At 66.2% G+C, this 16,664-nt stretch carries 17 protein-coding genes and 1 pseudogene; 9 read left to right on the top strand and 9 right to left on the bottom strand.

Going from position 1 to position 16,664, the window contains the following annotated elements:
* The first annotated feature begins 52 nt into the window (after positions 1 to 52).
* From ASF49_RS08215 to ASF49_RS08225, 3 genes are read left to right on the top strand one after another with little or no spacing between them, the layout of a single operon-like run.
* Positions 53 to 1,126: an ABC transporter substrate-binding protein gene (locus ASF49_RS08215; RefSeq protein ID WP_056470522.1), complete on the top strand. Its 1,074-nt coding sequence runs from the start codon at positions 53 to 55 to the stop codon at positions 1,124 to 1,126.
* 11 nt (positions 1,127 to 1,137) lie between these two features.
* Positions 1,138 to 2,208, top strand: a complete 1,071-nt coding sequence (locus tag ASF49_RS08220; RefSeq protein WP_082511001.1) for an ABC transporter permease — start codon at positions 1,138 to 1,140, stop codon at positions 2,206 to 2,208.
* On the top strand, positions 2,202 to 2,984 hold the full coding sequence (locus tag ASF49_RS08225) for an ABC transporter ATP-binding protein (RefSeq protein WP_056470534.1): 783 nt from the start codon (positions 2,202 to 2,204) through the stop codon (positions 2,982 to 2,984). Before ASF49_RS08220 ends, ASF49_RS08225 begins: the two co-directional genes overlap by 7 nt.
* Here the strand turns inward: ASF49_RS08225 and ASF49_RS08230 are convergent.
* Both ASF49_RS08230 and ASF49_RS08235 read right to left on the bottom strand, forming a co-directional pair.
* Positions 2,981 to 5,659, bottom strand: coding sequence for an MGH1-like glycoside hydrolase domain-containing protein (locus ASF49_RS08230; RefSeq protein WP_056470537.1), 2,679 nt, complete (start codon positions 5,657 to 5,659; stop codon positions 2,981 to 2,983). The two genes, ASF49_RS08225 and ASF49_RS08230, sit on opposite strands and share 4 nt — an antisense overlap.
* A gap of 203 nt (positions 5,660 to 5,862) precedes the next feature.
* Positions 5,863 to 6,483, bottom strand: coding sequence for a pyridoxamine 5'-phosphate oxidase family protein (locus ASF49_RS08235; protein ID WP_056470539.1), 621 nt, complete (start codon positions 6,481 to 6,483; stop codon positions 5,863 to 5,865).
* A gap of 259 nt (positions 6,484 to 6,742) precedes the next feature.
* Here ASF49_RS08235 and ASF49_RS08240 point away from each other — a divergent pair, with 259 nt between their 5' ends.
* Together ASF49_RS08240 and ASF49_RS08245 are read left to right on the top strand one after the other, a co-directional pair.
* Positions 6,743 to 7,156, top strand: coding sequence for a DUF1236 domain-containing protein (locus tag ASF49_RS08240; RefSeq protein ID WP_056470542.1), 414 nt, complete (start codon positions 6,743 to 6,745; stop codon positions 7,154 to 7,156).
* Between the two features lie 119 nt (positions 7,157 to 7,275).
* Positions 7,276 to 7,653: a hypothetical protein gene (locus tag ASF49_RS08245; RefSeq protein ID WP_056470545.1), complete on the top strand. Its 378-nt coding sequence runs from the start codon at positions 7,276 to 7,278 to the stop codon at positions 7,651 to 7,653.
* A gap of 199 nt (positions 7,654 to 7,852) precedes the next feature.
* Here the strand turns inward: ASF49_RS08245 and ASF49_RS08250 are convergent, their stop codons facing one another.
* The 4 genes from ASF49_RS08250 to ASF49_RS08265 all read right to left on the bottom strand — a co-directional run bounded on the left by ASF49_RS08250 (position 7,853) and on the right by ASF49_RS08265 (position 9,706).
* Positions 7,853 to 8,260 (bottom strand): hypothetical protein, encoded by a 408-nt coding sequence (locus tag ASF49_RS08250; RefSeq protein ID WP_082511003.1) that lies wholly within the window; start codon positions 8,258 to 8,260, stop codon positions 7,853 to 7,855.
* 19 nt (positions 8,261 to 8,279) lie between these two features.
* Positions 8,280 to 8,585 carry a hypothetical protein gene (locus ASF49_RS08255; RefSeq protein ID WP_056470547.1) on the bottom strand — a complete coding sequence of 102 codons (306 nt, stop codon included), beginning with the start codon at positions 8,583 to 8,585 and terminating at the stop codon, positions 8,280 to 8,282.
* A gap of 111 nt (positions 8,586 to 8,696) precedes the next feature.
* Positions 8,697 to 9,026, bottom strand: a complete 330-nt coding sequence (locus tag ASF49_RS08260; RefSeq protein ID WP_056470552.1) for a hypothetical protein — start codon at positions 9,024 to 9,026, stop codon at positions 8,697 to 8,699.
* A 158-nt stretch (positions 9,027 to 9,184) separates the two neighbouring features.
* Positions 9,185 to 9,706, bottom strand: coding sequence for an Hsp20 family protein (locus ASF49_RS08265; protein ID WP_056470555.1), 522 nt, complete (start codon positions 9,704 to 9,706; stop codon positions 9,185 to 9,187).
* Positions 9,707 to 10,051: 345 nt separating this feature from the next.
* Here ASF49_RS08265 and ASF49_RS08270 point away from each other — a divergent pair, with 345 nt between their 5' ends.
* The 4 genes from ASF49_RS08270 to ASF49_RS08285 all read left to right on the top strand — a co-directional run bounded on the left by ASF49_RS08270 (position 10,052) and on the right by ASF49_RS08285 (position 15,048).
* A complete protein-coding gene (locus ASF49_RS08270; RefSeq protein ID WP_056470559.1) occupies positions 10,052 to 10,957 on the top strand; it encodes a ketopantoate reductase family protein in 906 nt (301 codons plus the stop codon).
* A gap of 687 nt (positions 10,958 to 11,644) precedes the next feature.
* Positions 11,645 to 12,592, top strand: a complete 948-nt coding sequence (fcl, locus tag ASF49_RS08275; RefSeq protein ID WP_056470562.1) for a GDP-L-fucose synthase — start codon at positions 11,645 to 11,647, stop codon at positions 12,590 to 12,592.
* A gap of 92 nt (positions 12,593 to 12,684) precedes the next feature.
* Complete coding sequence (gene gmd, locus ASF49_RS08280) at positions 12,685 to 13,731, top strand: GDP-mannose 4,6-dehydratase (protein WP_056470565.1); 1,047 nt, start codon at positions 12,685 to 12,687, stop codon at positions 13,729 to 13,731.
* A gap of 246 nt (positions 13,732 to 13,977) precedes the next feature.
* On the top strand, positions 13,978 to 15,048 hold the full coding sequence (locus ASF49_RS08285) for an IS630 family transposase (protein WP_056470569.1): 1,071 nt from the start codon (positions 13,978 to 13,980) through the stop codon (positions 15,046 to 15,048).
* A 9-nt stretch (positions 15,049 to 15,057) separates the two neighbouring features.
* Here the strand turns inward: ASF49_RS08285 and tnpB are convergent, their stop codons facing one another.
* The 3 genes and pseudogenes from tnpB to ASF49_RS24170 all read right to left on the bottom strand — a co-directional run.
* Positions 15,058 to 15,234 (bottom strand): IS66 family insertion sequence element accessory protein TnpB, encoded by a 177-nt coding sequence (gene tnpB / locus ASF49_RS24850; RefSeq protein ID WP_082511005.1) that lies wholly within the window; start codon positions 15,232 to 15,234, stop codon positions 15,058 to 15,060.
* A gap of 122 nt (positions 15,235 to 15,356) precedes the next feature.
* Positions 15,357 to 16,244, bottom strand: coding sequence for an SGNH/GDSL hydrolase family protein (locus ASF49_RS22980; protein WP_082511007.1), 888 nt, complete (start codon positions 16,242 to 16,244; stop codon positions 15,357 to 15,359).
* Positions 16,245 to 16,528: 284 nt separating this feature from the next.
* Positions 16,529 to 16,664, bottom strand: a pseudogene (locus ASF49_RS24170) (IS630 family transposase); the annotation flags it as partial.

Below are 16,664 nucleotides of genomic sequence, written 5' to 3' on the forward strand. Positions count from 1 at the left end.
GACCTGCCGACCAACCTGACGGATCGGGCTCCCGCGAGCCTCGGAGACGACGATGACGCATGCCCTCCTGTCCCGGCGCTGCCTCCTGCGCGCCGGCGCTTCGGTCGCGGCGGCCCTGCCCTTGGGCCTCGCCTCCGGCGCGGGGCGAGCCTGGGGACCCGGTCCCGGCCTGCCCTTCGATCCGGGGCCGCTGTGCCGGGCCGCGGCCGAGACCGGCGCCGCGACCGGTCCCCTGCGGCCGATCAAGCTGGCCTGGAACGCCAACGCGATCTGCACGGCCTCCGCGCCGGTCGCCAAGGAGAGCGGGATCTTCGCCGCGCACGGCCTCGACGTGGAATTCATCAATTTCGGCGGCTCGACCGAGGCCCTGCTGGAGGCCATCGCCACCGGGAAGGCCGATGCCGGCATCGGCATGGCCCTGCGCTGGCTCAAGCCCCTGGAACAGGGCTTCGACGTGAAGATCACCGCCGGCCTGCATGGCGGCTGCCTGCGCCTGCTCGGCGCCAAGTCCGCCGGCATCAGCGACGTCGCCTCCCTGAAGGGCAAGACCATCGCGATCAGCGATCATGCGAGCCCGGCCAAGAACTTCTTCGCGCTGTTGCTCGCCGATGCCGGGATCGACCCGGAGCGCGAGGTCGAGTGGCGGCCCTACCCCTCCGACCTCCTCAACCTCGCGGTGGAGAAGGGCGAGGCCCAGGCGCTGGCCGATTCCGATCCGCGCACCTGGATCTGGCTCAAGGATTCCCGCCTCACGGAGGTCGCCACCAACCTGACCGGGATCTACGCCAACCGCTCCTGCTGCGTCGTGGCCCTGCGCGGCAGCCTGATCCGCAACGACCGGGCCGTCGCCACCGCGCTCACCCGTGCGGTGCTGGCCGGCGGCCATCGGGTCCATGCCGATCCGGAGGAGGCCGCCCGCGTCTTCTCGAATTACGGCGGCAAGGGCTCCGTGGCGGATCTCGCGGCGATGCTGCGCAGCCACACACACGGCCATGCCCCGGTGGGCGCCACGCTGAAGCAGGAGATCGCCCTCTACGGCGACGAGCTGAAGCGCGTGAACGTCCTGCGCCGGAGCACCGACACGGCGAAGTTCGCCGATCGCGTCTATGCCGACGTACTGAGCTGAGGGGCGCGAGCATGACGAGCGCCCTCTCGAACGCCCTGCCGCGACGTGGCTCCGCCGGGCCAGCCGCCGAACGGGGCGCTGCGAAGAATCCGGCCCGGCCGCGTATCGGCGATGCGGCCGCGGGCCTGCGCCGCACCGGTGCGATCGGGTGGATCCTGGTCGCCGCCGGGGCCGCCTGGCTGAGCGTCGCGGCGGTCAGCCTCGGTCTGCCCGAGGACGGGGACTTTCCCTATACGGCGGTCTTCGCCCAGGGCGCCGCGGCCCTCGGCGGCCTCCTGATCCTGGCCGGTCTCGTCCGGACCCGGCTCGGGCGCCCCGGCGCACGCCTCGGGCATTGGGGGCCCTGGCTCCTCGTGCTCGGCCTCGGCCTGATCGCCTGGGAGCTGGTCACGGCGAAGTACGCCCTCCTGCCGATGCCGTTCTTCCCGCCGCCCCAGGCCATCCTCGAGGTCTTCCTCGAGGACTGGCCGAAGCTCGGCGGGAGCATCCTGGCCTCCCTGAAGCTCCTGGCCGGGGGCTACGTGCTCGGGGCGCTGGCGGGCTTCGGGCTCGGCGTCGCGGTGGGATGGTCGCGCAGGGCCGGCTACTGGGTGCATCCCGTCCTGCGCTTCGTCGGCCCGCTACCGGCCACCGCCTGGCTGCCCCTGGCCTTCTTCGTGTTCCCCTCGTCCTGGTCGGCCTCGACCTTCCTGGTGGCACTGGCCACGGGCTTTCCGGTCACGGTCCTGACCTGGTCGGGGATCGCGGCGGCCAACAGATCCTACTACGACGTCGCCCGCACCCTCGGGGCGTCGCAGAGCTTCCTGATCCGCAAGGTGGCGATCCCGGCGGCCCTGCCGCACGTCTTCGTCGGGCTGTTCATGGGGCTCGGCGCCTCCTTCGCCGTGCTGGTGGTGGCCGAGATGCTCGGCGTGAAGTCCGGCCTCGGCTGGTACCTACAATGGGCGCAGGGCTGGGCGGCCTACGCCAACATGTACGCCGCGCTCATCGCCATGGCGCTGATGTGCTCCAGCCTGATCACCCTGCTGTTCCGCCTGCGCGACCGGGTGCTGTCCTGGCAGAAAGGCCTCGTCCAATGGTAGCCGCCCCGCTCGCGCCCGTGACGCCCCGCGGCGCGGCGCTCGACATCCGCACCGTCTCCCACGCCTTCCGGATCAAGGGCGCGCCGCTGCCCGTCCTCGACCGGATCGACCTCACGATCGAGCCCGGCGCCTTCGTCGCGCTGCTGGGACCCTCGGGCTGCGGGAAGTCGACCCTGCTGCGCCTCGCGGCCGGCCTCGAACCGCCCGATGCCGGGCGCCTCGACCTCGACGGCGCGGCCATCGCCGGCCCCGATCCGAGCCGGCTCCTCGTCTTCCAGGACCCGACGCTCTATCCCTGGCGGACGGTGCGCGGGAACGTGTCGCTCGGCCTCGAGGCGCGCGGCTTGCTGCGCCACAACCGCCACCGGGTCGATGCCGCGCTGGAGCGGGTCGGCCTTTCGGGCTTCGCCGAGGCCTATCCGCACCAGCTCTCCGGCGGGATGGCCCAGCGCACCGCGCTGGCCCGGGCACTGGTCAACGATCCGCGCCTGCTCCTCCTCGACGAACCCCTGGGCAAGCTCGACGCCCTGACCCGCCTGACCCTGCAGGGCGAGCTCGTCCGCCTCTGGCAGGAGACCGGGCTGACCGCCATCCTCGTCACCCACGACGTGGAGGAGGCGCTGGTGCTCGCCCAGCGGGTCATCGTCCTCAGCGACCGCCCGGCGCGCATCCGCGCCGACATCGCCAACGACGCGCCCTATCCGCGTCACCGGGACGATCCCGACCTGATCCGCCGGCGACGGGAGATCCTGGCGATCCTCGGGCACGACGCCTAGGACGGGCCGCCGGGCGCCGGCGCGGAGGCCCGGCGGGCACGGGTGTGCAGCAGGTTCAGGATCAGCGCCGTCCAGCCCGTCTGGTGCGAGGCGCCGAGGCCGCGGCCGGTGTCGCCGTCGAAGAACTCGTGGAAGAGCAGCGCCTCCTCGGCGCCGGGGGCCGGCGGGATCGGCGGGCGGTCGCCGAAGACGGGGCGGCGGCCCTCCGCGTCCTTGGCGAAGAGGGCGATCAGCCGGTCCTCCAGGGCGTCCGCGATGGCGGCCAGGGTCAGGTGCTCGCCGGAGCCGGTGGGGTATTCCACCAGGAAGTCGTCGCCGTAATAGGTGTGGAAGCGGCGCAGGGCCTCGATGATGAGGTAGTTCATCGGCATCCAGACCGGACCGCGCCAGTTCGAGTTGCCGCCGAACATGTTCGAGGTGGAATCGGCCGGGTCGTAGCGCACGGTGAAGGAGGCCCCGAACTCGTTGAGCGCGTAGGGCTGGTCCCGGTGCGCCTTCGAGAGGGAGCGGATGCCGTGGGCCGAGAGGAACTCGGCCTCGTCGAGCATCCGGCGCAGCAGCGCCTTCATCCGGTGGCCGCGCAGCAGCGACAGCAGCTTGCGGTCCTGCACGCCGCCCTCGTCCCAGCGCGAGACCAAGCGGGCGAGGTGGGGGCGGTTCTCCAGGAGCCAGTTCAGGCGCCGGGCGAAGTCGGGCAGGCGCTGCAGCACCCAGGGCTCGATCACCTCGACGGCGAAGAGCGGCACCAGGCCGACCACCGAGCGGACCCGCAGGGGCAGCATGCCGCCGCCGGGAATGTCGACCTCGTCGTAATAGAACTCGTCCTCCTCGTCCCAGAGGCCGAAGCCCTCGCCGCCCATGTCGGTCATGGCCTCGGCGATGAGGAGGAAGTGCTCGAAGAACTTCGAGGCGGTGCTCTCGTAGACGTCGTTGTGGAGCGCCAGCTCCAGGGCGATGCGCATCATGTTGAGGGCGTACATCGCCATCCAGGCGGTGCCGTCGGCCTGGTGGATGCGGCCGAAGCCCGGCGGCGGGCGCGAGCGGTCGAACACCCCGACATTGTCGAGGCCGAGGAAGCCGCCCTGGAAGACGTTGCGGCCGTCCGCATCCTTGCGGTTCACCCACCAGGTGAAGTTGATCAAGAGCTTGTGGAACACGCCCTCCAGGAAAGCGAGGTCGCCGCGCCCGCCGCGCCGGTCGCGGTCGATCTCGAACACCCGGTAGGTCGCCCAGGCATGCACGGGCGGGTTGGCGTCGCCGAATTCCCACTCGTAGGCCGGCAGCTGGCCGTTCGGGTGCATGTACCATTCGCGGGTGAGGAGCAGGAGCTGCTTCTTGGCGAAGTCCGGGTCGAGCAGCGCGAGCGGCAGGCAGTGGAAGGCGAGGTCCCAGGCGGCGAACCAGGGATATTCCCATTTGTCCGGCATCGAGAGCACGTCGGCCGCCGCGAAATGGCGCCAGTGCACGTTGCGGCCGCCGTCGCGCTCCTTGGGCGGCACCGGCTGGAGCGGGTCGCCCTTGAGCCAGAGCCGGACGTCGTAGGCGTAGAGCTGCTTCGACCAGATCAGGCCGGCGGCGGCCTGCCGGTAGATGGCACGGGAATCGGCGTCGCCGATGCCGTCCTGGAGGGAATCGTAGAAGGCGTCGGCCTCCGCGATCCGGCGATGGACGATGGTGCCCTCGCGATCGACTGGGCGCAGGCGCGGCCCGGCCGAGAGGCGCAAGGTGACCCGGGTGGTCTCCCCCGGCTCGAGCTGCCGCTCGTAGTGCAGGCCGAGCTTGGTGCCGGCATCGCGCCGCACGGCGCCGTCGTCGCCGTCGACGATCGCCGCGTGCAGGCCGTCCTTGAACGGCCCTGGGGCGTCGGGCTCCCAGCCGTGCAGGCGCAGGTTGGTGTCGTTCTCGCAGAACAGCGGGTCCGGGTAGCCGTCGAAGTTCAGGCGGTAGGACCCGAGGCGGGGATGGTCGCAGGCGACGCCGCCATCGGCGTGCAGGGTGAGGCTGGGGCGGTTCTGCGCCGCCTCCTCGCGCCAGGACCAGGTGTTGCGGAACCAGAGCTGCGGGACGATGTGCAGCTCCGCCGCCTCGGGGCCGCGGTTCACCGCCGTGATCACCACGTGGATGTCGTCGACATCCTCCTTGGCGTATTCCACGGTGATGTCGAAGAAGCGGTTCTCGGCGAACAGCCCGGTCTCTTCGATCTCGTATTCCGGCTGGTCGCGGCCGCGCCGCAGGCCCTCGCGCACGAGCTCGTCGTAGGGGTAGGCCCCCTGGGGATAGCGGTAGAGGAACTTGAGGTAGGCGTGGCTCGGGACCGCGTCGAGGTAGTGATAGACCTCCTTCACGTCCTCGCCGTGGTTGCCCTCCTCGTTGGCGAGGCCGAACAGGCGCTCCTTGAGGATGTGGTCGCGCCCGTTCCACAGGGCGAGGGCGAGGCACATCTGCCCGCGCTCGTCGCAGAGGCCGGCGAGCCCGTCTTCTCCCCAGCGATAGGCCCGCGAGCGCGCCTCGTCATGCGGCAGCGAGCGCCAGGCATTGCCGTCCCGGCTGTAATCCTCCCGCACCGTGCCCCACTGGCGCTCGCTGAGATACGGACCCCAGAGGGACCAGGGCCGCTCCCCGCGCCCCTGCTCGGCGATGCGGCGGCGCTCGGCCCAGCCGTCGAGCTCGCTCATGCGGGCCTCCCTGCGCCGCGCGCCGTCCCGGTCGCGGGCGGGGCAGGGCGGTCGGCCGAATCGGCAGGGGCGCGGGAGAGGAGGGCGATCATCGGGTCCGGGGGACTTCGGGACGGAGGCGGCTCTGATGCATCATCAGCGCCAAGCCGGCCAGGCGCGGTGCGAATTCGCATCCCCGCGCCGAACGGATCACGCCGCGGCCTTCACCACATCGTCTGCCGCGCCCGCTCGGCCCAGGCCGCGTCGTAGGCCTCGCCGCCGAGGCGCCCGTCGCTGAGCCCGGCGAGGATCCGGCCAGGGCTCGGCAGGGATCGGGGATCGACCTGGCTGTCGGAGCGCCACAGGCCCGAGCGGATCAGCGCCCGGGCGCACTGGAAATAGACCTCGCCCACCGTGACCACCATCGCGGTGCGCGGCGCCTTGCCGTCGACCGCGAAGGAGTCGAGCAGGGCCGGGTCGTCCTCGATCACGGCCCGGCCGTTGACGCGCAGCGCGTTGCCGATGCCCGGGATGAGGAACATCAGGCCGACCCGCGGGTCGCGCACCACGTTGCGCAGGCTGTCGATCCGGTTGTTGCCGCGCCGGTCCGGCAGGACGAGGGTGCGGGGGTCGGCGACGCGGACGAATCCCGGGACGTCGCCGCGCGGCGAGCAGTCCAGCCCCTCCGGGCCGACGGTCGCCAGGGCGACGAAGGGCGCGACCGCGATGAAGCGCCCGTAATCGGCGGTGATGTGGTCGGCGACCTTGGCCGTCGAGGATTCGCCGACGGCGCCGAAGGCTCCGTAGATGCGCTCCAGCTCTTCGATCGTTACGACGGCCGCCATCGGTCCCTCTCCCCGTTTGCTCGGTGCGCGGCAGGCGCGGGCGCGCCCGCCGAACCCGGTTGGATTCAGCCATGACGGAGGCCCATGACGCCGCTGTGTCCGCCGTGCCACGGGCCGACTTTGTCGGCCTTGCCGCCGGCACCGGAGGCGGCGACCCGCGTTGCCCGCTCGCAGGCATGCCCCGAACCCTGCCTGCACCCAAGCCCCTGCCCGCACACAAGCCCCGCCTGCGCGAAGATCCGACCGGAGAACCGTCCCCATGATGCTCAAGTGTCTCGCCGCCGCCTCGGCTCTCGTCCTGGCCGGTCTCGGCTCGGCCCAGGCGCAGGGTCTCGTCCAGGGCGCGCAGGAAGGGGCCGCCCGGGGCGAGATGGCGGCCGGCCCCCTCGGGGCGGTGTTGGGCGGCGCGATCGGCGCCGCCGTCGGCACGGCCAACGGCATCCTCGGCGTCGACCGGCGCGAGCGCTTCCGGATCTATGCCAGCGCCGAGCGGCGCCCGTCCTACGCCTACCAGGGCCCCGTCCGGGTCGGCGCGGTGCTGCCCGAGGACGGGGTGGTCTATTACGACGTCCCGGCGGAATTCGCGCTGAAGGGCTACAACTACACCATCGTCAACGACCATCCGGTGCTGGTCGAGCCGGGCACCCGCCGCGTGGTCGAGGTCATCGACTGATCGACGCCGGATTCCAAGCCGAGTGCAAACCGGGAGTCGGCCAAACGCCGTCCCTTCGCGTTATCGAGCATGGCCGCCCCCCCCGCGGCCCTGTTCGATGACGATAAGGATTCGAGAGCATGAGACAGATCGCACTGGCTGGGCTCGCCGCCGCCGGACTCCTCTCCGGAGCGCTCCTGGGTTCCCCGGCCGCCCGGGCCGCCGATTACGGCTACGACGCCGACGATGCGCCCGAGACGGTGGTGACCCGCCGTACGGTGGTGGAACGGCGCGTCGTCCTCCCGCCCCGCGAGATCGTCCGGGAGGTCGTCGTGGAGCGGCCGGCGCCGCCGCGCCGCATCGTGCGCGAGGTGATCGAGGAGCCGCCGGTGGTCTATCGGCCTCGGCCCGTGGTCCGCGACGTCGTGGTCGAGCGCGAGGGCTTCTACGGCCCCCGCCGCTTCGGTCCGCGCCCGGTCGGCTACGGCTACGGACCGGCCTACGATCCCTACGACTGACCCGCCGCGCCGCCGGCCTCGCTCACGTCTCGCGGCCGGCTTGCCGGCCCGGGACCCCGACGCACGGCGCTGCCGGCGGCCTCGTTCGCACGCGCCCGCGGCAACGGCAGGAGCGGGCCGGGGCGGGCGCGTTCGCGCGCGCAGCCGGCCGGACAGGCCCGAGCGGTACCGGCCCATGGCTCGGCTGCGACGGGGGATCTCAGGCGGCGAGGCGCTCGTCCGTCTCGCGCCGGAGCGGGATCGCCGCCGCGGGGGCCGACGGCTTCGGCCGCCAGACGGCGTCGAGGCTGAGGAGCGCGGCCCTGACCTCGTCGAGGCGCGAGGGTTCCCCTTCCGCCATGCCCTCGGCGGCCGCCACCTCCTTGAGATGTTCGTCCCAGGCCCAGCGCCGCAGGATCTCCCGCTTGAAGCCGCGCATCAGGCGCGGGTGGTCGAGCACGGCCCGTACGGTGCCGAACACCGCGGCCGGGTTGATCAGCGCCCGCTCCCAATCCGGATCGCGGCGTACGGGACCGGCCACGGGGGCGCGCCCCGGCACGAGCGCGCGCCGGGGCTCCGACGGCCCGGGTCGGGCTGCGAGATCGCGCGTGTTCGTCAGTGTGTTCATGGCTGCCTCGCGCGTCCGATCAGGGGCCGAGCGGCGCGATCATCCGCACGCCGACGCTGGCGGCGAGGGAGACCAGGGCCATGTCCCAGGCCGTCACATCCCAGGCCGTCGCGTCCCAGGCGTCCTCGCGCCGGGCACCGAAGGCCATCGCGTCGCCGGAGATCGCCACGGCAAGCCAGAGGGCGCCGGCCGCACCGAGAAGGGCCGCGAGCGCCGGCCCCACCCGCGCGACCGGCAGGAGCGCGGCGAGCCCGACGCAGAGGCCCGTCGTCAGGATTCCGTCGACGAGGCGCGCCGCATCGGCTCGGCGTCCCGGCCCGGCCACCCACCGGCGCGCATCCGGTCGACGCCGGATCCGGATCGGCCGGGTTCCGCGCGGCTGATTCCTGAAAGGGAAGGTCGGCAAAGGGAAGGTCGGCATGCCGCACCTCCCTGCTCAGTTGAGGCCATCGGCCGGGGCGGGCGCGACCCCGTCCAGGGCCTGGAGCGCGGCGAGCACCGCATCGAGGGGCACCGGCTCGGCCCGGCACCCTTCGAGGCAGCGCAGGGCCGGGCAGGAATCCACGGCGCGGGAATCCGAGGCCCAGGAGGCCAGGACGGCCCGCTTCTCCGCCTGCGACAGGCCGGGATAGGTCAGCACCTCGCGGGGGTGCCGGAAGACGTCGCCCGGCGCGACGAAGGCCTCGAAGGGGTCGACGGCCGTCGCCCGGAGCGTGGCCGAGGCGAGCGGTCCGAGGCGCTCGATCGTGGTGTCCGACAGCTGCATGGTATCCTCCTCTCTGGTGAGCAAGGCATCGCTGGATGACCAAGGGACCGGCGGGCGCGAATCGAGGGTCCGCGTCCGCCGCGTCGTATTCATGTGGTGTGGCGGCCCCGCCGATCCGCACGGGATCGACGGGCTGCATGCCAGGACCGCGCGCCCGCTCAGGCCGCCTCAGGATGCCCGACGCGCGGGCCGTCCTCGGCCGCGTCGGCCGGCGCCTCCGCGATCCGGGCGGGCGCATTATCCTGACCGACGGCGCCCGGCGTGGAGCCGATCGCGATGCGACGCGGCTTCAGGGCCTCGGGCACCTCGCGCTTGAGCGTGACGGTGAGCAGGCCGTTCTCGAGGGAGGCCCCCAGCACGGTGACGTGCTCGGCCAGGCTGAAGGTCTGGCGGAACGACCGCGCGGCGATGCCCCGATGCAGGTACTGGTGCTCGCCCTCCGCGCCCTTCTTCTGGCCCGAGACCAGCAGGGTGGTGTCGTGCTGGACGAGCTCGATCTCATCCGGCGTGAAGCCGGCCACCGCCATGGTGATGCGATAGCTGTCCTCAGCCGCCTTCTCGATGTTGTAGGGCGGCCAGGCCGTGGAAGCCTCCACGCGCTCGGCCTGGGTCAGCAGGTCGAACAGCCGGTCGAAACCGACCGAGGACCGGAACAGGGGAGACACATCGTAAGTCCTCATGACCACATCCTCCGTTGAGCAACGTGATGACGAGGGATACCGGCCCCGAGAGCCGGCGCCCTATCGCGAGCCATCGAGCCTCGCACGCGCGTAACGCGGATGCCTGGGCCGGGTTCCTGCCGGAACCAACTTTTTTGGCCGAGCCTGCTCCGGTCGGGCTGCCCATCCCGGTGCGACCTCTTCCGTCCGTCGTCCCGGTTCTGTCCGTCGTCCTGGCGATGTCCGCGCGGGCAGGACGGCCGCCCGGCCGAAGGCCGCGGGAAACGGGGCAGGGGGGCGCGCTGGCCGCGGGCATCGCCCTCCCTTAAGCCTTCGCTGCCGGATCGAACGCGGGGAGACGACGGGATGAAGATCGCCGTGATGGGGGCGGGGTCGGTCGGATGCTATTATGGCGGGCTGCTGGCGCGCGCCGGGGCGACCGTCACCTTGGTCGGACGGGCGGTCCACGTGGACGCGATCCAGGCGCGCGGCCTTCTCCTGGAGACCGCGACCGGTCGGCAAGCCGTGCCCCTGCGGGCCACGACCGAGGCATTGGGGGTGGCCGGCGCCGATCTGGTCCTGTTCTGCGTCAAGTCCGGCGACACCGAGACGGTCGGGCGGGCGATCGCCCCGTTCCTGGCGCCCGACGCGGCGGTGCTGAGCTTCCAGAACGGGGTCGACAATCCGGAGCGGCTGCGGGCGGTGCTCGGCCGGCCGGTGGTCCCGGTGGCCGTCTACGTCGCCACCGGGATGCCGGGACCCGGCCACGTCCGCCATCACGGCCGCGGCGACGTGGTGATGGGTCCGTTCCCCCGCAGCGAGGCGGTGGCCGCCCTGTTCGCCGCCGCCGGCATCCCGACGGAGGTCTCCGAGCGCGCCCTCGACGCCCTCTGGGGCAAGCTGATCGTCAACTGCGCCTACAACGCCCTCTCGGCGATCACGCAGCTTCCCTACGGGCGCCTGCTCGCCGTACCCGGCATCGATGCCGTGATGTCCGATCTCGTGGCCGAATGCGTCGCCGTCGCGCAAGCCTCGGGTATCACCGTGTCGCCCGACATCCTGGCCCAGGTTCTCGCCCTCGCGGCGACCATGCCGGACCAGGTCTCCTCCACCGCCCAGGATCTGGCGCGGGGCAGGCCCAGCGAGATCGCCCATCTCAACGGGTTCATCCTTCGAAAAGGCCAGGCGGCCGGCCTCGCCACGCCGGTCAATCAGGCGCTGACGGCGCTGGTTCGGGCGGCCGAGATACGGGGCGTGCCCGGAGAAGCTTAAGCCGCCCCCGAACCTACCGGATCGCTCTCCGGCTCGAACGAGGACAGGGCGAAACGCATCGAGCCGCCCGCTGGTGCGCACCGAGCATGCGGCCAGACAGCCCCTCGTCGAACTCAGGGCCTGGCCTTGGAAGCACCCGGAGAGGCTCGAAGCTTGCGCTGCGACCAGGCGGCTCGCGGCGGCATAGGCGGTAGACGAGATCTATCGTACCTGGGTGGCACCGCTGCGATTAATGAATGCCAAGATTTTTGTTGATGGTCGCCCCATGCTCGACGAACGAGGAATGCTTCTGGGGAGAGGATTTCGCGATTGAGCTGCACTGAGACGCCGAGGCAGCGAAAATTTTGATGAACGAACACGGTTGCAGCCTCACTATGCGTTACCGTATTTCCGAACGAGTTATGTAAAAAAGCAGCGCATCCGAGCTTCGCGTATCCACATAAAGCTGACTATGAAATTATACATGGCTTGTTTAATTGTGAAATTGAATCGAGCTAGAATCTGACAGGGATCACAATCGAATTGACTAATTTATCGAAGCTCGTGTTCATATACAGTGTTCGATCAGGGACAATGCTAGGCCAAACGAAATAGGCTGCCGTAAAATTATACGTCCAGGTTAAATCAATTTTCGTAACCGATGCTGAGACCTACCGACCGATACATCACTGAGGATCCGGCTGTCCGATGAATTCGATTTACTCCCTTTCCGACAAACGTGTCTTGGTCGCAGGTCATCGAGGCATGGTCGGATCGGCTCTCGTGCGAAGGCTTGCCGTTGAGCACTGTACGATCCTGACATTGGGCCGGGACACGGTCGATCTGCGGCGGCAGGCTGAGGTCGAGCGCTGGATGGCCGTGGAAAGGCCGCAGGCGATTTTCCTCGCCGCCGCTAAGGTCGGGGGAATTGTTGCCAACGACAGCGCCCCTGCCGACTTCCTCTACGATAACCTGATGATCGAGGCGAACATAATTCAAAGCGCGCACGCTGTCGGGGTCGAGAAACTGGTGTTTCTCGGCTCCTCCTGCATCTACCCGAAGATGGCACCACAGCCGATGGCCGAGAACGCGCTTCTCACCGGGCCGCTCGAACCAACCAACGAATGGTATGCTATCGCTAAGATTGCTGGCCTCAAGCTCTGCCAAGCATACCGTCGGCAGCACGGATCCGATTTTATCGCAGCCATGCCGACCAACCTCTACGGGCCAGGGGATAACTACGACCTTCGAGGAAGCCATGTCCTGCCGGCCCTGCTCCGCAAGGTACATGAGGCCAAGCGCGAGAACCGGGAGGTTGTCACGCTGTGGGGGACGGGGACGCCATTTCGAGAATTTCTACACGTGGACGATCTCGCCGATGCCTGCGTACATCTGATCAAGACTTATTCAGAGGATGGTCCGATCAATGTTGGCTCGGGTCAAGAACTCACCGTCCGAGAACTAGCAGAAACAATCTCCGAGGTGCTGGGCTGGCGGGGTCAACTGGTCTTTGACACGACTAAACCCGACGGCACGCCGCGCAAGCGCCTGGATACGACCCACTTAGAAGCTCTCGGCTGGCAACCGCGGATCGGCCTGAGTGAGGGAATCGCCGACGCCTACTCTTGGTTCCGCAATCATCATCCCGAGGCCTGACAGGGCCTCCAGCAGACGATCTCTGGAATGAGGTCGGCTATCTGGTATGCCTGCACTTCCGCAAATTCTGTACGACCCGTTAGGAGTGACGCATGTTTAAGAAACAAAAAACGGCTCTGATCACGGGTGTCACGGGGCAGGACGGCGCTTATCTCGCGGCCCTCCTACTAGAGAAGGGCTACATCGTCCACGGCATCAAGCGCCGGTCCTCGTCCTTCAACACAGGGCGGGTAGATCACCTTTACGATGACCCCCGATTCGCCTTAACCAACTTTTACATGCATTATGGTGAGCTGACCGACGCCACCAACTTAATCCGGATCATGCAGGAGACACTGCCGGACGAGGTCTACAATCTTGGTGCTCAGAGCCACGTCCAAGTCAGCTTCGAGACGCCCGAATACACCGCTAATTCCGACGCCGTCGGCACGCTGCGCATCCTAGAGGCGATCCGCATCCTCGGCCTAAGTCAAAAGACACGCTTCTACCAGGCATCGACCTCCGAGCTCTACGGAAAGGTTCAGGAGGTGCCCCAACGGGAGACAACTCCGTTCTATCCGCGCAGCCCCTACGCCGTAGCTAAGCTTTACGCTTACTGGATCGTGGTCAACTATCGTGAGGCCTACGGCATGCACGCTTCGAACGGCATCCTGTTTAACCACGAGAGTCCGATGCGCGGCGAGACTTTCGTTACCCGCAAGATCACTCGTGCGGTAGCGGCGATCGAGGTAGGCCTGCAGCCAACGCTCTACCTCGGCAACCTCGACGCCATGCGCGACTGGGGTCATGCCCGCGACTATGTGGAGGGCATGTGGCGTATCTTGCAGCAGGACGTGCCGGACGACTACGTGTTGGCTACCGGAGAGATGCACTCGGTGCGGGAGTTTGTGGAGCGCTCCTTCGCGGTGGTCGGCCGGACTATTGTTTGGGAGGGGGAAGGGATCGAGGAGCAGGGCCTCGACAAAAAATCCGGCCAAGTGCTCGTCAAGATCGATCCGGTCTACTTCAGGCCGACGGAAGTAGATCAACTCCTCGGCGACCCGACAAAGGCGCGTCAGAAGCTCGGTTGGATACACACCATTCAGTTTCCGGCGCTTGTCGAGGAAATGGTTCGCGCCGACCTAGCCACCATCACGTGATTCTCAGGTTGAGCTGCTGACTAACGGTCCAGCTGGCCTGCTGGGATAGAACCCCGAGCGCTATTAAAGTTTCTAGTGCACTGACGCAGTCAGAGGATTCACGCAGGGTTTGATGCATGCGAGTCTGGGCAATGGCTCAGACCGTCTGTTTGCTCCTCGACGACGCCACCAAGTCAGCGCTATCCGGCTAGTGCACTGACGCAGTCAGAGGATTCACGCAGGGTTTGATGCATGCGAGTCTGGGCAATGGCTCAGACCGTCTGTTTGCTCCTCGACGACGCCACCAAGTCAGCGCTATCCGCGATCGCCGGAGATCGATCCCGTCCCCTGAAGCACATCCTGCGGGCGCGCATTGTCCTGCTGTCGTTCGAACGGTTGAGCGTGCAGAACGTGGCTCGGCAGGCTGGCGTCAGCCGGCCCGCCGTTTGGCGCTGGCAGCAGCGCTTTGCCGAAGAGGGCGTCGAGGGCCTGCTGCGCGACAAGACCCGCCCACCCGGCACCCCGCCGCATTCCACGCGAACGGTGGTGGCGGTGCTGGCGCTAACCTGTTCGGAGGCGCCGGACGAGGTCACACACTGGACCGGCCGTGCCGTCGCCGCGCGGACCGGCATCTCACTCCGCTCCGTGCAGCGGATCTGGCAAGAGCACCGCCTGCAACCGCATCGGGTGCGTACCTTCAAGCGCTCGCATGACCCAGCCTTCGCTGAGAAGGTGGAAGATGTGGTCGGTCTCTACATGGATCCGCCGGCCCCCGCCGTCGTGCTGTCCATCGACGAAAAGTCCCAGATCCAGGCTCTGGAGCGAACCYGTCCCAACCGGCCCATCGGTCCCGGACATCCTGCCGCTCAGACGCATGACTACACCCGCCATGGTACGACGACGTTGTTTGCCGCCCTCAACGTCTTGGAAGGCATGGTGCTCGGCCGCTGCATGCAGCGCCATCGCCACAGTGAGTTCATCCGTTTCCTCAACGCCGTCGAGGTTGCGGTCCCTGAGGGCAAGGTGATCCACGTGGTGCTTGACAACTACGGCAGCCACAAACACCCGAAGGTCCGTGCTTGGCTCACCCGCCACCCGTGCCGGACCTTCCACTTCACTCCGACCTCGGCCTCATGGCTGAATGCGGTCGAGGGCTTCTTCTCCACGCTCACGCGCCGCCGCCTCCAGCGGGGTACGTTCACTGGCGTCATCGATCTGCAGGCGGCCATCAAACGCTACATCGCCGAGCACAACCGCAGCCCACGACCCTTCGTCTGGACCAAACCCGCATCCGCCATCTTCGATGCCCTCAACCGAGCCCCTGAACCATCCGTCTGAGTCAGTGCACTAGAACAGAAGCTTGGCCCTGTCCGCTGGCTTCGATTGGAACACGTAGACCGTGCCAGAGAACGGATCCGCGCCTATCGCATCCCGTACCAGAGCGGCCAACCCATCCATGCCCTTGCGGAAGTACACCGGCCACGCCGCCATCATCACTCGCACCACACCGGACGGTCCGATCATCCCATACCCTTCAGCGCCCGGATCACCGCCGAGATCTACACAGCGACGAATGATGAACGACTATATGGTCCGGACAGCAGATAGTTATCAATTTGACACAGAAATTTGAACGTACATTGTGATTACGTGCCGTAGTTTTTTATGCAAGCGATTACTTGCTCTTCAAAACCAAGCCTGAAAAGTTCTTGAGCAAATAATCTGGAGCCATCGGCGTTCAAATGTATATCGTCACAGAATAATTTCTCATTATTTCTGAGCGCATCTTCTGCTCCAATATATTTAACTCCGTTATTTTCACAGAATAATTTTACGCTGTTATTAGCGTCATTCCTATTCATAACCCTGAGCATATAATTTTCCTTAGATGGGTATGTGTTATGAATATAATCTCCTTCATAGATCTGTAAATGGGGTGATCCTATAAACCAAATCGGAATTTGGAATAATCTCGCAATGCTTACGAGACTGCTTGTTAGCTTGATCCGACTTGCCGCATCCATGGTGTCACGAAAATTTTGGTCCCATTCACCGGGTTTTCCATTGATATCTGTCACTGGGCGTAAATACGCATCTTTACTCCAAAAACTATCTACCTTAAACATTGCCTCAAGATCCATAATGCCAGTCATAACGAATACACCTGCTGGCCTAATTGGGACAATTTTATTAATAAAATTGTTTAGTATATGAAGTGTCGTCGCTCCGCTATATCCGCCATTCAAAATTCTAAATTTTTTGCCACCAGTTTTATTAAGTTTTTCTTCTAACAAAGCACAAATTCGGCAGTCTTCTTCGATGAACATGCATTCAAGGACACTGTCTCCGAGCCCTATGATTTTTACCCCATCGCTATGAGTGCCCGAAGTAATGAACCCATCTTCATCGGTTCGTATCCTATACCCCTTAACCTCAGGTTTTCCACCTCGCAGGTTTGAGTAATCATTACTGGGCCATGCCTCATAATCGAGATTGAAATCAAATTCTTTTAGACGAATTGATCTGCTTGACATATCGTTCTACTTGCCTCTACTGTTGATATGCTTTATTTATATTTTATATACGCTTTATCGATTTTTTTGAAATAATAATAACTTCATAATACGTGTGTATAATTATCTAATTGGTGATTTTGTAACTAACTAGGCTAAGTAAATAACCAATTACAATAATATTTTGCGCAGCTAACCGAGTAATTATGATTTGTGCTTCATCATATTAGCTATGATAGCGAACCGCTGTTTAATTCAATCACAAAGCAAGAAACTAAGCAACACCGCGCTATAGCGGTTTCGGTTTAATTTGGTTCGTATCTTGCAGCGGAGATGAAGTTGGCGCAGTGGACGGGCGTGACGGTGTCGACGAGGTGCCCGATGGCTGACCACAGTCCCTCGACGGTTCGCACTGAGGGCTTGCGTAACAGCGCTTTCAGG

Origin of the sequence: Methylobacterium sp. Leaf104, assembly GCF_001422885.1 — a bacterium.
Classification (GTDB): Bacteria; Pseudomonadota; Alphaproteobacteria; order Rhizobiales; family Beijerinckiaceae; genus Methylobacterium.